This window comes from Streptomyces sp. BK022 (assembly GCF_004217355.1).
In the GTDB taxonomy this organism is placed as follows: Bacteria; Actinomycetota; Actinomycetes; order Streptomycetales; family Streptomycetaceae; genus Streptomyces; species Streptomyces griseoluteus.
In genome coordinates this window covers 86,699-100,724 of sequence record NZ_SHKU01000009.1, presented here as the reverse complement: position 1 = coordinate 100,724, position 14,026 = coordinate 86,699, and the positions used below count along the sequence as shown (strand labels likewise).

At 71.9% G+C, this 14,026-nt stretch carries 13 protein-coding genes; 5 read left to right on the top strand and 8 right to left on the bottom strand.

The features are described 5' to 3' along the window. Positions 1-90 precede the first annotated feature (90 nt). The 6 genes from EV284_RS31565 to EV284_RS31540 form a co-directional block, all read right to left on the bottom strand. Positions 91-1,080 (bottom strand): zinc-dependent alcohol dehydrogenase family protein, encoded by a 990-nt coding sequence (locus tag EV284_RS31565; protein WP_130340268.1) that lies wholly within the window; start codon positions 1,078-1,080, stop codon positions 91-93. Next, complete coding sequence (locus EV284_RS31560) at positions 1,077-1,937, bottom strand: carbohydrate ABC transporter permease (RefSeq protein WP_130340266.1); 861 nt, start codon at positions 1,935-1,937, stop codon at positions 1,077-1,079. Before EV284_RS31560 ends, EV284_RS31565 begins: the two co-directional genes overlap by 4 nt. Then, complete coding sequence (locus EV284_RS31555) at positions 1,934-2,869, bottom strand: sugar ABC transporter permease (RefSeq protein WP_130340264.1); 936 nt, start codon at positions 2,867-2,869, stop codon at positions 1,934-1,936. The genes EV284_RS31560 and EV284_RS31555 overlap by 4 nt, the downstream gene beginning before the upstream one ends. Continuing rightward, positions 2,866-4,236, bottom strand: coding sequence for a sugar ABC transporter substrate-binding protein (locus EV284_RS31550; protein WP_130340262.1), 1,371 nt, complete (start codon positions 4,234-4,236; stop codon positions 2,866-2,868). Before EV284_RS31550 ends, EV284_RS31555 begins: the two co-directional genes overlap by 4 nt. A gap of 99 nt (positions 4,237-4,335) precedes the next feature. Then, positions 4,336-5,106 carry a DeoR/GlpR family DNA-binding transcription regulator gene (locus EV284_RS31545; protein ID WP_037775373.1) on the bottom strand — a complete coding sequence of 257 codons (771 nt, stop codon included), beginning with the start codon at positions 5,104-5,106 and terminating at the stop codon, positions 4,336-4,338. 277 nt (positions 5,107-5,383) lie between these two features. After that, positions 5,384-6,193, bottom strand: coding sequence for an NAD(P)-dependent oxidoreductase (locus EV284_RS31540; protein WP_130340260.1), 810 nt, complete (start codon positions 6,191-6,193; stop codon positions 5,384-5,386). 225 nt (positions 6,194-6,418) lie between these two features. On the opposite strand from EV284_RS31540, the gene EV284_RS31535 reads away from it, so the two are divergent. The 3 genes from EV284_RS31535 to EV284_RS31525 all read left to right on the top strand — a co-directional run bounded on the left by EV284_RS31535 (position 6,419) and on the right by EV284_RS31525 (position 9,281). Next, entirely contained in the window at positions 6,419-7,570 is a 1,152-nt protein-coding gene (locus EV284_RS31535) for a hypothetical protein (RefSeq protein WP_130340258.1), read from the top strand. A gap of 81 nt (positions 7,571-7,651) precedes the next feature. Then, positions 7,652-8,239: a TIGR03086 family metal-binding protein gene (locus EV284_RS31530; RefSeq protein ID WP_130340256.1), complete on the top strand. Its 588-nt coding sequence runs from the start codon at positions 7,652-7,654 to the stop codon at positions 8,237-8,239. A 244-nt stretch (positions 8,240-8,483) separates the two neighbouring features. Beyond that, positions 8,484-9,281, top strand: coding sequence for an HAD family acid phosphatase (locus EV284_RS31525; protein WP_130340254.1), 798 nt, complete (start codon positions 8,484-8,486; stop codon positions 9,279-9,281). A gap of 24 nt (positions 9,282-9,305) precedes the next feature. Here EV284_RS31525 and EV284_RS31520 read toward each other — a convergent pair whose 3' ends face one another. Together EV284_RS31520 and EV284_RS31515 are read right to left on the bottom strand one after the other, a co-directional pair. Then, positions 9,306-10,763: a penicillin-binding transpeptidase domain-containing protein gene (locus EV284_RS31520; protein WP_130340252.1), complete on the bottom strand. Its 1,458-nt coding sequence runs from the start codon at positions 10,761-10,763 to the stop codon at positions 9,306-9,308. A gap of 114 nt (positions 10,764-10,877) precedes the next feature. Beyond that, the gene (locus EV284_RS31515) at positions 10,878-11,651 is read right to left on the bottom strand and encodes an IclR family transcriptional regulator (RefSeq protein ID WP_130340250.1); all 774 of its coding nucleotides are present in this window, start codon (positions 11,649-11,651) and stop codon (positions 10,878-10,880) included. Positions 11,652-11,825: 174 nt separating this feature from the next. Between EV284_RS31515 and EV284_RS31510 the strand changes: the two genes are divergently transcribed. Both EV284_RS31510 and EV284_RS31505 read left to right on the top strand, forming a co-directional pair. Beyond that, positions 11,826-13,352, top strand: a complete 1,527-nt coding sequence (locus tag EV284_RS31510; RefSeq protein WP_130340248.1) for an aldehyde dehydrogenase (NADP(+)) — start codon at positions 11,826-11,828, stop codon at positions 13,350-13,352. A gap of 26 nt (positions 13,353-13,378) precedes the next feature. Beyond that, positions 13,379-13,987 carry a DUF1349 domain-containing protein gene (locus tag EV284_RS31505; RefSeq protein WP_130340246.1) on the top strand — a complete coding sequence of 203 codons (609 nt, stop codon included), beginning with the start codon at positions 13,379-13,381 and terminating at the stop codon, positions 13,985-13,987. Positions 13,988-14,026: the final 39 nt, after the last annotated feature.

The window sequence follows — 14,026 nt, the reverse complement described above, 5'->3', positions numbered from 1 at the left end:
TCATGCCGGGTGAACGAACGAGCCCACTTTGCCGTTCCCTTACCCGGCACCGAGACCCCCGTTCGGGTCAGGGTGCCGGGAAGACACGGCTCAGGGGGTGACGACGATCTTGCGGCCGACGCCCGCCGCGAACTGCTCCAGCGCCTGCGGGTAGTTCTCCAGGGCGATCCGGTCGCTGATGAAGACGTCCGGGTCCAGCACACCGTTCGCGAACAGTTCCGCCGCCCGCTCGTAGCTGTGCAGCACCGCCATGGAGCCGGTGATGGTGATCTCCTGGTTGTAGATGCGGTACGGGTCGATCGTCACCCGCGTCGCGTAGTCGGCCACGCCGAACTGGAGGTACGTGCCCGCCTTGGCCACCCGGCCCAGGCCGTCCTGGATCGCCGCCGCGTTGCCGGTCGCGTCGATCACGATCTCCCAGCCCTGCGGCCGGTCGAGCTCGTCGGCGCCGGCCGCCGCGGCCGAGACCCCGAGCAGCTTGGCCGTCTCCAGCCGGGCCGGGTTGATGTCGACCATGTCCACGCTCGCCGCGCCCGTGCGCTTGGCCAGCTCCAGCATCATCAGGCCCATCGTGCCGGAGCCGTAGATCAGGACATGGGCACCGAGGCGGGAGTTGAGGATGTCGTAGCCGCGCACCGCGCACGACAGCGGCTCGATGAGGGCCGCGTCCTGGGGGCGTACGTGCTCGGGCAGCTTCACGCAGTTGGCCACGGGCGCGACCGCGTACTGGGCGGCACCGCCCGCCGTGGTCACCCCGATCGCGGCCCAGCGCTCGCACATGTTGTTGTGGCCGTCGCGGCAGAAGCGGCACTCGTAGCAGTACAGGGACGGGTCCACCGCGACCTGGTCGCCGACCGCGACCTCGCGGACCTGGCTGCCGATCCCGACCACCCGGCCCGCGAACTCGTGCCCCGGCACGATCGGCAGCTCGGGTGCGAACTCGCCCTGCAGGATGTGCAGATCCGTACCGCAGATCCCGCACGCGGCGACCTCCACGACCACGTCGCGCGGACCCGGTGTCGGGTCGGGGACCTCGGTGACGACGGCACGGCCCACGGACTCGATGACGGCGGCCTTCATTTCACGGCTCCCAACGACAGGCCCTGGACCAGCTTGTCCTGGGCGGCGAACCCCGCGGCGAGTACCGGCAGGGAGACGACGAGCGACGCGGCGCACACCTTGGCCAGGAACAGGCCCTGGCTGGTGATGAAGCCGGTCAGGAAGACGGGCGCGGTCTCCGCGACCACACCGGTCAGCACACGGGCGAACAGCAGCTCGTTCCAGCTGAAGATGAAGCAGATCAACGAGGTCGCCGCGATGCCGGGCAGCGCGATCGGCGCGACCACGCGGGCCAGGATCACCGGCAGCGGCGCCCCGTCCACCCGCGCCGCCTCGATGACGGCGACCGGCACCTCGGCGAGGAAGGACTGCATCATCCACACCGCGATCGGCAGGTTCATCGAGGTGTAGAGGACGACCAGCAGCCAGATGTTGTCCAGCATCCCGGCGTTCTTCGCGAACAGGTACAGCGGCAGCAGGCCCGCCACGGCCGGGAGCATCTTCGTCGACAGGAAGAAGAACAGGACGTCGGTCCACTTCCGCACCGGCCGGATGGAGAGCGCGTACGCCGCGGGGAGGGCCAGCACCAGCACGAACAGGGTGGAGGCCAGCGAGGCGACCGTGGAGTTGATCAGCGCCGGCCAGGGGCTGGCGCCGCCGGCCGCGCCGAAGAACTCGCGGTAGCCGTCCAGGGTGAGCGGCGCGGCGAAGGACGGCGGGTTGGTGGCCGCGTCCGCCTCGGAGTGGAACGAGGTCAGGACCATCCAGGCGATGGGCAGGAAGAAGACGATGCCGGCCAGCCAGGCCACCAGGCCCAGCCCGAGCCCACTGCGCCCGCCTCGTCCGGTGCGCCGCGCGGCGGCGGTGGGGGAACTCATCGGGACACCTCCTCGCGGAACAGGGACGACACCACGCGCAGCGCGAAGGTGGCGATGACGATGGAGCCGATGACGACGAGGACACCCGCCGCCGAGGCGAGGCCGTTCTCATGGGCCTGGTAGAAGCTCTGGTAGACGGTGTACGGCAGGTTCGCGGTGCCGAGGCCGCCCGAGGTGAGCGTGAACACCGCGTCGAAGTTCTGCACGATGTAGATGGAACCCAGCAGGGCGCCCAGTTCCAGGTAGCGGCGCAGGTGCGGGAGGGTGAGGTGGCGGAAGATCTGCCAGTCGCTCGCCCCGTCCACCCGGGCGGCCTCGATCTGCTGCTGGTCCCGGCTCTGCAGTCCCGCCAGCAGGATCAGCATCATGAACGGCGTCCACTGCCACACCAGCGAGGCCTCCACCGCGAGCAGCGGGGTGTCGGAGACCCAGTCCGGCTGTGGGCCGCCCACATAGTGCAGCAACCCATTGAGAAGACCGTACTCCGGGTTGTAGAGCACATGCTTCCAGAGCAGGGCGGCGGCCACCGGGACCACCAGGAACGGGGCGATCAGCAGGGTGCGGACCACCCCCCGGCCCTTGAACTTCCGGTCCAGCAGCAGCGCCAGCGCCAGCCCGAGGACCAGGCTGGCCACCACCACGGAGGCGGTGAGCAGCACGGTCACCCACACCGAGTGGCGCAGGTCGGCGTCGGTGAGCACCTGCTGGTAGTTGTCGAACCAGGTGAAGCGGCGGGCCTTGGGGTAGAGCGCGTTCCAGTCGAAGAACGAGATCACCAGCGTGGCCACGAACGGCAGCTGGGTCACGATGATCATGAAGACCAGGGCGGGCAGGAGCGGGGCGCGGGTGGCCCAGGCCCGCAGCCGGGCCGGGGGACGCCGGACCGCGGGGGCGGAGTCGGCCGCGAGCGGGGCCGTTGTCGTCGCTGTCATCGTCCCTCGTACTCCTTGGAGATCTGCTCGGCGAGCTGCTGGGACTTGCGCAGGGCCGAGTCGACCGACTGCCGGCCGGCGATGGCCGCGCTGATCTGCTGGGACACCTTGGTGCCGAGGTCGGTGAACTCGGGGATGCCGACGAACTGGATGCCGGGCGCGGGGCGCGGCTGGACGCCGGGGTCGGTGGGCCGGGCGTTCTCGATGGCCTCCCTGGTCATCTCCTGGAAGGAGGCGGCCTCCTCGCGGTACTCCGGGTTGGTGTACGTGGAGGCGCGCTTGCCCGCGGGGGCGTCGGCCCAGCCGCTGGTGTCGCCGACCAGCTGCTCGTACCGCTTGCTGGAGGCCCAGGAGACGAACTTCCACGCCTGGTCGGGGTTGCGGGAGGCGTGCTGGATGCCCCAGGCCCAGGTGTAGAGCCAGCCGGAGGACTTGGTCCGCTCCACCGGGGCGGGGGCGTAGCCGAGCTTGCCCTTGACCGGGGAGCCGCTGCCCTCCAGGAGTCCCGCCGCGGAGGTGGCGTCGTACCACATGGCGGTCTTGCCCTGGGTCATATTGTTCAGGCACTCCGCGAAGCCGGACTGCGCGGCACCGGACTCGCCGTGCTCGCGGACCAGGTCCACATAGAACTTGACGGCCTTCGTGAACTCGGGGGAGTCCAGCCGGGCCTTCCAGTCCTTGTCGAACCAGGTGCCGCCGAAGGTGTTCACCACCGTGGTGAGCGGGGCCATGACCTCGCCCCAGCCGGGCAGGCCGCGCAGACAGATGCCCTTCATGCCGGGCCTGGCGCCGTCGGCCTTCGCGGCGAGATCGGCCACCTGCTGCCAGGTCGGATGCGCGGGCATCTTCAGGCCCTTGGCCGCGAAGACGTCCTTGCGGTACATGAGGAAGGACGACTCGCCGTAGAACGGCTGCCCGTACAGCTTGTCGTCGTCGCCGGTGAGCGACTGGCGCATGGGCTTGAGCACATCCTGCTCGTCGTACGCGTGGTCCTTCGCCACATAGCCGTCCATCGCGTGCAGCCAGCCGTTGCGGGCGTAGATCGGGATCTCGTAGTTGGACAGCGTGGCCACGTCGTACTGGCCGGCCTGGTTGGCGAAGTCCTGGCTGATCTTGTCGCGGACGTCGTTCTCGGGCAGCACGGTGAAGTTGACCTTGATGCCCGTCTCCTTGGTGAAGTGGGCCCGGGTCAGCTTCTGCAACTCGGTCATCTGCGGGTTGTTGACCATCAGTACGTTGATGGAATCGCCGCCGGAACCGGTCCCGCCCGCGCCGGCCCAGCAGCCGGAGAGAAGCGGGGCGAGCAGCGTCCCTGCGGCGGCCATGGCGAATGCGGTTCGCGGCCTCCGTCGGCTCGGGGTGCGCATGGATCGCTCCTGGATGTATGGGGACAGCAGGGCATGGCCGCGCGTGCGGACGCCCTCGGGAAAGTGGTGGTGCGGAAAGCTGTGTGGTGCGGTGCGGTGTCAGACCCGGATGACCTGTGGCCCCAGGAGGGAGTAGCGGTGCGCCTCGGCCGCCGGGAGCTGGGTGCTCGTGACGATCGCGTCCACCGCGCCGACCTCCGCGAACCGGCAGAAGCTCACGGCCCCGAACTTGGTGTGCACCCCGGCGAAGACCGTGCGCCGGGCGGCCCGGATGGCCTGTGCCTTCACCTCGCTGACGGCGGGGTCGGGCGTGGTCAGGCCGTGTTCGCGCGAGATGCCGTTGGCGCCGAGGTAGGCGAGGTCCACCACGAAGCCGGCCAGCATCTTGGTCGTCCAGTGGTCGACCGTGGCGAGCGTGCCCGCCCGCACCCGGCCGCCCAGCAGCAGGACCGACACGTTCTCGGCCTCCGCCAGGGCGCCCGCGACGGGCAGTGAGGCGGTCACCACGGTCAGCGCCCGGCCGGTGGGCAGGGCCTCGGCGATGAGCTGGGGGGTGAAGCCCTCGTCGACGAAGACCGTCTCCGCGTCCCCGAGCAGCTCGGCCGCGGCGGCCGCGATCCTGCGCTTCTCGGGCACGTGGCTGGTGGCGCGGAAGGCGAGCGTGGTCTCGAAGGCGGCGCTCTCCACCGGGTAGGCGCCGCCGTGGGTGCGGCGGACCAGTCCGTGGTCCTCCAGCGCCCGCAGGTCCCGCCGGATGGTCTCCTTGGCCACGCCCAGCTCGTCGGCGAGCGCGGTGACGTCCACGGAACCGGTGGCCCGCGCCGCGCGCACGATCTCGCGTTGGCGTTCCTCGGCCGTCCTGGTGTTCATGTCGTCACCCGCTCTCGTCATCGAGATGCCCGCTGGGATGCCCGTTCGGGCCCTGGGGGAAGTTCTACAGCGCACGCGCGGCGCTGACCAGGTCTGTTAGGCGCCCGATCCTGCCCGTGTGTGCCCGGTCACCCCCCGGCGTGCCTGCCCCGGGACCTGCGTGGCAGCGGGGTCCGGGGTGGGAGCGGGCGCGGGGCGTGCCCGAACACGACCGCGGTCGGGCCCGTTTGGTGCCCGCCCGCGATCGTTTTCGGCCGTGGGACGTTCGGTGGCGGGGTCAGTACGGCCAGATCGGCGGGTCGGTGAGGAAGTGGCCGCCGAGGCGGTCGTGGGCCGGGTTCGCGAGGTCCGGTGCGCCCTGCTCGGCGATGAGCTTCGCCGCGTACGGCTCGGAGTCGTCCTCGGGGGTGTAGCCGAGGGCGCGGGCGGAGGCGAGGTCCCACCACAGGCGGGTGTTGGCGGAGGAGCCGTAGACCACGGTGTGGCCCACGTCCTCCGCGGTCAGGGCCGCGTGGAAGAGGCGGGCCGCGTCGGCGGGGCTGAGCCAGATCGAGAGCATCCGCACACTGGTCGGCTCAGGGAAGCAGGAGCCGATGCGGACGGACACGGTCTCGATGCCGTGCCGGTCCCAGTAGAGCTGGGCCAGGTCCTCCCCGAAGCACTTGGAGAGGCCGTAGAAGGTGTCCGGGCGGTGCGGGGTGTCCACCGGGATGCGGGGGGCGCCCGGCGCCGGGACGCGGGTGCCGCCGACCGCGTGGTTGGAGGAGGCGAAGACCACGCGGCGTACGCCCTCCAGCCGGGCGGCTTCGTAAAGGTGGTACGTGCCCTCGATGTTGGCTTTCAGGATCTTCTCGAACGGGGCCTCCAGGGAGATGCCGGCCAGGTGCAGCACCGCGTCCGTGCCCCGTACCGCCTCGCGCAGGGCGTCCAGGTCGGCGAGGTCCGCGGTGACGGCGTCCGGGACGTCGGGGACGGGGCGGGCGTCGAGGAGGCGGAGGTCGTAGCCGTGGGCCGGGAGCAGGGAGCGCATCAGGGTGCCCAGGCCGCCTGCGGCGCCGGTGAGCAGGAGGGTGCGGGGGGCGGGCATGGGGGTCTCCTCGCGTGGTCCGGCCATGACGGGCGTTCACATACCTGGTGAAGTTAGAGAGGGGGCCCTGGAGGGTCAAGTGGGTGGTGAGAAGCCGTCAATTGGCTGGTGGATACGGGGTGCGCGTGGCCTTGACCGCTTCGGCGGGGGCTCGTAGCGTTCACGCATGCGGACGCCGGTCAGCCTGCTGCCTGGTGGTGCGGTCGGGCCGCCGGAGGAGGACACGTGCGGGCGTCGGCGTTCGTCTACCCCTGGGACGTCAACGGTGACCCCGGGGCCCCGGCCCGGATCGCCTCGCTGGGGGTCCCGCAGGTGACCTTGGCCGCCGCCTATCACTCCACCCGCGCGCTGACCCCGCGACACCCTCGCCACCGGATCGTCACGGCGGAGTACGCGGCTGTGCTGTATCCCCCCGGCGACGTCTGGGCCGGCCGCGATCTCCGGCCCCACCCGGCCGGCGACTGGGCCCCGGGTGACGCCTTCGGCGAGGCGGCCTCGGCCCTCGTCTCCGCCGGTCTGGAGGTGCACAGCTGGGTCGTCCTCGCGCACAACTCCCGGTTGGGCGCGGAACATCCGGACACCTCCGTCGTCAACGCCTACGGCGACCGGTACCCCTGGGCCCCCTGCGTCGCCCAGCCCGGCGTCCGCGCCTACCTCACCGCTCTCGCCGCCGAGGCGGCGGTGCGCCCCGGCGCCACCGGTACGGAACTGGAGTCCCTCGGCTGGTACGGCCTCGCGCATCTCCACGCCCACGACAAGACCGGCGGGGTGCGGCTGGGGGAGGCGGGGCAGTACCTGATGTCCCTGTGCTTCTGTCCGGCCTGCGGGGAGGGGTACGGGGTGGACGCGGGGGAGTTGGCCGCCCGTGTCCGGGCCGCGCTGGAGCCGGTGTGGCGCGGGGCGGGGGACGGGGGCTGGGAGTACGTGGAGCGGGCGCTCGGCGCGGAGCCGGCCGCGGCCGCGCGGGCGTGGCGCGAGTCGGCGGCCCGCACGCTCCAGGAGGAGGCGATCACCGCGGTGCGCGAGGCCGCCCCCGAGGGTTTCCGGGTGCTGCTGCACGCGGACCCGGTCCCGTACCACTGCGGCGCGAACGCGGGGGTGGACCCGGCGCACATACTCTCGTGGGCGGACGGTGTGGTCGTCCCCTGTGTGGACGGCGTACACCGCCTGGCTGCGTTCGCTGAGCACGCGGGGGAGCGGACGGTCCTGGCGGCCAACCTGACGGTGGTCTCGGGCCTCGGCGGAAACCCTGCCCGCCTCGCCTCGGACGCGGCGCGTGCGCGGCGGGAGGGGGCGAACGAGCTGCGGCTGTACCACGCGGGCCTGGCCTCGGACGCGGACCTGGCGGCGGTACGGGAAGGGCTCGCGGGGTGGTGAGCGGGCCGGGTGCCGATGAGTTCCGGCCGGCCGGCCGGTCTCCCCTTCGTACGCCCGGTGCGCACCCCCTAGGAGACCGACATGACCGACTCGACCCTGGACCTCGGCCCGCAGGCCCGGATCGTGGCACGCCTGGCCGAGACCGTGAGCGATGAGCAGCTCTCGGCACCGACGCCGTGCCCCGACACCCCGGTACGGGACCTGCTGGGGCACCTGCTGCACCTGTCCGTCGCCTTCCGTGACGCCGCCCGGAAGGACCTGGGCGCCACGACCGACACGAACCCCAACGCCGCTGTCCCCGACCTGCCCCCCGGCTGGCGCGAGGACCTCCCCAAGGCGCTGGACGAACTGGCCGACGCCTGGCGCGACCCCGCCGCCTGGACCGGCCTGACCCGCGCCGGCGGAGTGGATCTCCCCGGCGAGATCGCGGGCGCCGTGGCCGCCGACGAACTGGTCATCCACGGCTGGGACCTGTCCCGCGCCCTGGACCTCGAGTACACCCCCGACCTCCCCGCCCTGGCCTCGGCCTACGGCTTCCTCCTGGCGGCCGCCGAGGACCCCGACCGAGGTGACGGCCTCTTCGGCCCGGTAATCGACGTCCCCCCGGAGGCTCCTCTCCTCGACCGGGCGGTGGGCCTGAGCGGCCGCGACCCGCAGTGGCGGGCGTAGGGGAAACACTCAGGAGCCCGGTCGGCCTTCTCCGGAGCCCTTGCCATGACGGCCGCCGCGCGGAGCGTGCCCCGGTCCCCGCCGAACAGGGCCCGGCGCGAAGCCGAGTTGCGCCCGCGGGTACTCCCCGTGCGCCTGGACCCACCTGCCGTGTACACCCCCGCCAAGCCCCGCAGGGCTTGGCTTGATCTCGATCCTGCAACACCCGTCGCGCGGCAGCGCTTACGCGCGTAGAACACCTGTCATGCATAAATCACTGCGGATCGCGGCCGCCACCGCCGCCTGTGCGCTCGCCGGGGGTGCGCTGTACGGCGCCGGGGCGGCCACCGCCGGGCAGTCGACGGCGAACTCCACGCATGAGCCGTACAACATCGGGCTCCTGGTGAAGGACATCGACACCTACTACGGCACCACCGCCGACAGTGCGGGCAAGTACCAGGCGTCGCCCACCAGCCCGTACGCCAAGGACCTGGCGCGGATCGACGACGACGCCAAGCGGTACATCGACAAGGCGGCGCGCAAGGCCCACCACCGGGGCGAGAAGCCGGCCGTGGTGTTCGACATCGACGACACCCTGCTGCTGAGCCTCGACTACGAGAAGCGCTACAACTACACGTACGACTCCGCCACCTGGAACGACTACGTGAACCGCGCCGACCGCCCCGAGGTGTTCGGCAGCCCGGAGCTGGTGCGCTACGCCGCCGCCCAGGGTGTGACCGTGTTCTACAACTCCGGCCTGAGCGAGTCCCAGCGCGCCGGCGCGGTGGAGAACCTGAAGAAGGTCGGCGCCGACGTCAACCTGGACGCCGGCCACATGTTCCTCAAGGACAAGGCCAACCCGCCGGCCTACCTGGCCGGTTGCGCCACGCCGGGTGCCTGGACCTGCACCACCGTCCAGTACAAGGGCGGCACCCGCAAGCACATCGAGCAGGACCTCGGGTACGAGATCATCGCCAACTTCGGCGACCAGTACTCCGACCTGGACGGCGGCTACGCCGACCGCACGTACAAGCTGCCCAACCCGACGTACTTCGTCTCCTGACGCGGTTCGCCGACCCGGCGGCGCTCAGCTCCGCTTGAGCGCCGCCGCCATCATCGCCCGGGCCACCGGAGCCGCGAGCCCGTTGCCGCTGACCTCCGAGCGGGCCGCGCCGGACTGCTCGACCATCACCGCCACGGCGACCTCCTGGCCCGTGCGGTCCGACTTGCCGTACGCGGTGAACCAGGCGTACGGCGTCTCGCTGTTGTTGGGTCCGTGCTGGGCGGTGCCGGTCTTGCCGCCGACCGTCACCCCGTCGATGAGCGCGTTCCGCCCGGTACCGTCCCGCACCACCGTCTGCATGGCGGACTGGAGCTGTTCGGCGGTACGGGCGCTGACGATCCGCTTCCGGTCCGCGTCCCCGAAGTCCTGCAACACATCGCCGTCGCCCGTGGTGAGCTGAGACACCATATGGGGCGAGACCAGTTCCCCGCCGTTCGCTATGGCGGAGGACACCATGGCCATCTGGAGCGGCGTCGCGGTGACGTCGTACTGTCCGATGCCCGACAACGCGGTGAGCGCCTTGTCCATATGGGCCGGATACACGCTCGGGTAGGCCCGCACCGGGACGTCCAGCTTGTCGTCGTCGAAGCCGAACTTCTCCGCCATGGCCCGCACCTTGTCCTGCCCCAGGTCGACGGCGAGCTTGCCGAAGACGTTGTTGCAGGAGTACTGCAGGGCCACCCGGATCGAGGCGTTCTCGCAGGGCGCCGCGGTGTTCTCGTTGGGCAGCTCGCGGGTGGTGCCCGGCGGGGTGTAGGGGACCGGGCTGTCGGTGGGCCGGTCCACGTCCGGGTACAGCCCGTCCTCCAGCGCGGCCGCCGCCACCACCAGCTTGAAGGTCGAGCCGGGCGGCAGCGGCTGCCGCATCGCCCGGTTGACCAGCGGCTTCTCCGTGTCGGTGGTGAGCTTCTGCCAGGCCGTCCCCGCCGTGTTCGCGGCGGTCAGCGCCGAGGGGTCGTAGGACGGCGTCGAGACCATGGCGAGGATCTTGCCGGTCTTCGGGTCGATCGCCACCGCCCCGCCCTTGTTGCCGCCCAGTGCCCGGGCGCCGGCCTTCTGCACGGCCGGGTCGATCGTGGTGATCACGTTGCCCGGATCGGCCCGCCGTCCGGTGACGGTGTCCATGACCGTGCGCAGCCGGGTGTCCGTGCCGTTGAGCACGTCGGCGTAGACGCCTTCGAGCTGCGTGGGGGCGTACGCCTGCGAGGCGTAACCGGTGACCGCCGCGTACAGCGAGCCGTCGGTGTACGTGCGTTTGTACGCGAGGTCGCTCCCGCCGGCCCGGCCGGAACCGGTGACCGCTTTGCCGCCCACGACGATGTCGCCGAGCGGGCGGGAGTAGGTGCCGATGGCGTTCCGGCGGTTTTCGGGGGCGTCCGCGAGGGCCTTGCCGTCGTAGAACTGCACCCAGGTCGCCCGGATCAGCAGGGCGAGTACGAGCAGCAGGGAGAAGACGGCGGCGCGCCTGATCGTCTTGTTCATGGCGCAGGGGAAGACGACCGGGACGACCGGTTCCGTTCCCTCCGGGACGCGGTTCTCATCACATGTTCAGATTTTCAGTGCCGACCGTGCCGGTGTCGTGTGCGCGGCGACCGCTCACAACCGCCGCGTCGCCAGCGTCAGCCGGTCCCGCGCGTCCAGCAGCGCGTCCCTGATCATCTGCTCGTGCGCCGGGGTCAGCCGGGCCACCGGGACCGAGCAGCTCACGGCGTCGCGGGCCGGGGTGCGGTAGGGCACGGCGACGCCGAAGCAGCGCAGGCCGAGGGTGTTCTCCTCGCGGTCCACGGCATAGCCCTGCTCGCGGACGCGGTGCAGCTCGGCGATCAGCTCCTCCCGGTCGGTCACCGTGTGCTCGGTGAGCGCGGGGAGCTTCTCGGGCAGCAGCGCCCGTACCTGGTCGTCGGTGTGCGTGGCGAGCAGTGCCTTGCCCAGCGACGTCGAGTGCGCGGGGAGCCTGCGGCCGACGCGGGTGAAGGGGCGCAGGTAGTGCTGGGACTGGCGGGTGGCGAGGTAGACCACGTTGGTGCCGTCCAGCCGGGCCAGGTGGATGGTCTCCGTCGTGTCGTCCGCGAGCCGGTCCAGCGCCGGCCGGGCCGCCGCGACCACCTCGTCGCCGTCGATGTAGGAGGTGCCGACCAGCAGCGCCCGGACCCCGATGCCGTACCGGGTGCCGGTCGCGTCCGTCTCCACCCAGCCCAGCTCCACCAGCGTCCGCAGCAGCATGTACAGGCTGGACTTGGGATAGCCGACGGCCTCCTGCACGTCCGCCAGGGAGTGCATGCCGGGCCGCCCCGCGAAGTACTCCAGCAACTCCACCGTCCGCACCGCGGACTTGACCTGCGCCCCGCCGCCCGTCTCGGCTGTCGTCATCGCTCCTGGACCCTTCGCTCGGCCGTCGTCCCAAGGCCCCGGACCCCTGTCGAGCAAGCCCCCCGCCCCTATAGTCTCCGAACAGCTCAATTCACCATCGGAGACGGCGTTCAGCATATCGAACGAGCCGATGGCCGAATCCCCGCAGTGCGGCCTTGTCTGGAGGGAACCGCGGTGACAGCAGCACCAGTCTGGAGTGTCGACCCGCGTACGGGGAAGCACCGGGAGCAGGTCGCGGTGGAAGCCACCGCCGACGAGGTGGACGCCACCGTCCGCCAGGCGCACGCCGCGCGCGGTGCCCTCGCGGACCGCGCGGTGCGCGCCGCCTTCCTCCGCGAGGCCGCCACCGGCCTGGAGACGGTGAGCGCGCTGCTGATCGAGGTGGCCGACGCCGAGAGCGCTCTCGGCCCGGTCCGGCTCACCGGCGAACTCGCCCGCACCGCTTACCAGTTGCGGGCCTTCGCCGGCCTGGTCGACGAGGGCGGCTTCCTGGACGTCGTCATCGACCATCCCGACCCGGCCGCCACCCCGCCCGTGCCGGACCTGCGCCGCTGGAAGATCCCGCTCGGCGTGGTGGCCGTCTACGCGGCCTCCAACTTCCCCTTCGCCTTCTCCGTCGCGGGCGGCGACACCGCGAGCGCGCTCGCGGCGGGCTGCCCCGTCGTGGTCAAGGCCCACCCCGACCACCCGGCGCTGTCCGAGCTGGTCGCCAAGGTGCTGCGCCGGGCCGCCACCGCGCACGGGCTGCCCGCGGGCGTCGTCGGCCTGGTGCACGGTTTCACCGCGGGCGTCGACCTGATCAAGCACCCCCTGGTCGCCGCCGCGGGCTTCACCGGGTCGGTGCGCGGCGGCCGGGCCCTGTTCGACGCGGCCGCCGCCCGCCCGGTGCCGATCCCGTTCCACGGCGAACTCGGCTCGCTCAACCCGGTCGTGGTCACCGAGGACGCGGCCGCCGAGCGGGCCCAGGACATCGGCGCGGGACTCGCCGCCTCCATGACCCTCGGTGTCGGCCAGTTCTGCGTCAAGCCCGGCCTGGTGCTGGTGCCCGCCGGGACCCACGGCGACGGCCTCGTCAAGGCGCTCACCGACGCCGTCAGCGACACCGAGCCCGGCGTACTGCTCGACCACCGCATGCGGGACGCCTTCCTCGCGGGTGTCGGCGCACGCGCGGCCCTGCCCGAGGTGGAGTCCCCCGTCACGCCGGGCGCGGCCGGAGCCCACACGGTCGGCGCGGGCTTCCTCACCGTCCCCGCGGCCCGGCTCACCGAGGACGCGTACGAACCGCTGCTGGAGGAGTGCTTCGGCCCGGTCACCGTGGTGGCCCGCTACGCGGACGAGGACGAGCTGACCGCCGTACTGGAGCGGCTGCCGGGCAGTCTCACCGCGACCGTGCAGCTCTCCCCGGCCGAGGCGGCGGGGGCCGGGGACGCGGCCGCGCTGCTGGCCCGGCTGACCCCGCTGGCGGGCCGGGTCCTGGTCGACGGCTGGCCGACCGGGGTCGCGGTGGCCCCGGCCCAGCACCATGGCGGCCCCTACCCCGCCACCACCTCCACCTCGACCTCGGTCGGCGGCACCGCCGTCGAACGCTGGCTGCGCCCGGTCGCCTACCAGAACACCCCCGAGCCCCTGCTCCCGCCCGAGCTGCGGGACGACAACCCGCTGCGTCTGCCCCGGCGTTACGACGGAGTGCTCGAACGCTGACGCGAACAGGCTGCGAGAATCGCCCGATGGACATAGAGCTTCCCGAACTCCCCTTCCCTTTGCGGACGTACGGCCCGGACGGCCACTGGTCGTACGAGAAGGGAGTGCTCACCGGCTGGGCCGGGCCCCGGCAGGACCGGTTCGTCACGCCGACCGGAGAGGCGCTGGACCCGGCCGCCGACGCGCCCCGGCTGCTCGGCTCGCCCGAGGGCGACTTCCAGCTGATCGCCCGCGTCACGGTCGGCTTCAACGCGGCCTTCGACGCCGGGGTGCTCTACGTCCACGTCGGCGACCGGAACTGGGCCAAGCTCTGCCTGGAGAACTCCCCGGACGTGCCCACCATCTGCACGGTGGTCACCCGGGGCCACTCCGACGACGCCAACTCCTTCACCGTGCCCGGCAGTTCGGTCTGGCTCCGGGTGAGCCGCACCGGCCGGGCGCTGGCGTTCCACGCCTCCCGCGACGGCGAACGCTGGACCTTCGTCCGCCTCTTCACCCTCGGCGACGAGAAGGAGACCGGCGCCGCCCTGATCGGCTTCATGACCCAGTCACCGCTCGGCGAGGGCTGCGTGGTGACCTACGACCACCTGGAATTCCGGCCCACCTGGCCCGCGGACCTGCGCGACGGAAGCTGAGGGCGGAACCGCGCGTGTGCCCCGTACGTCCTGAACCTC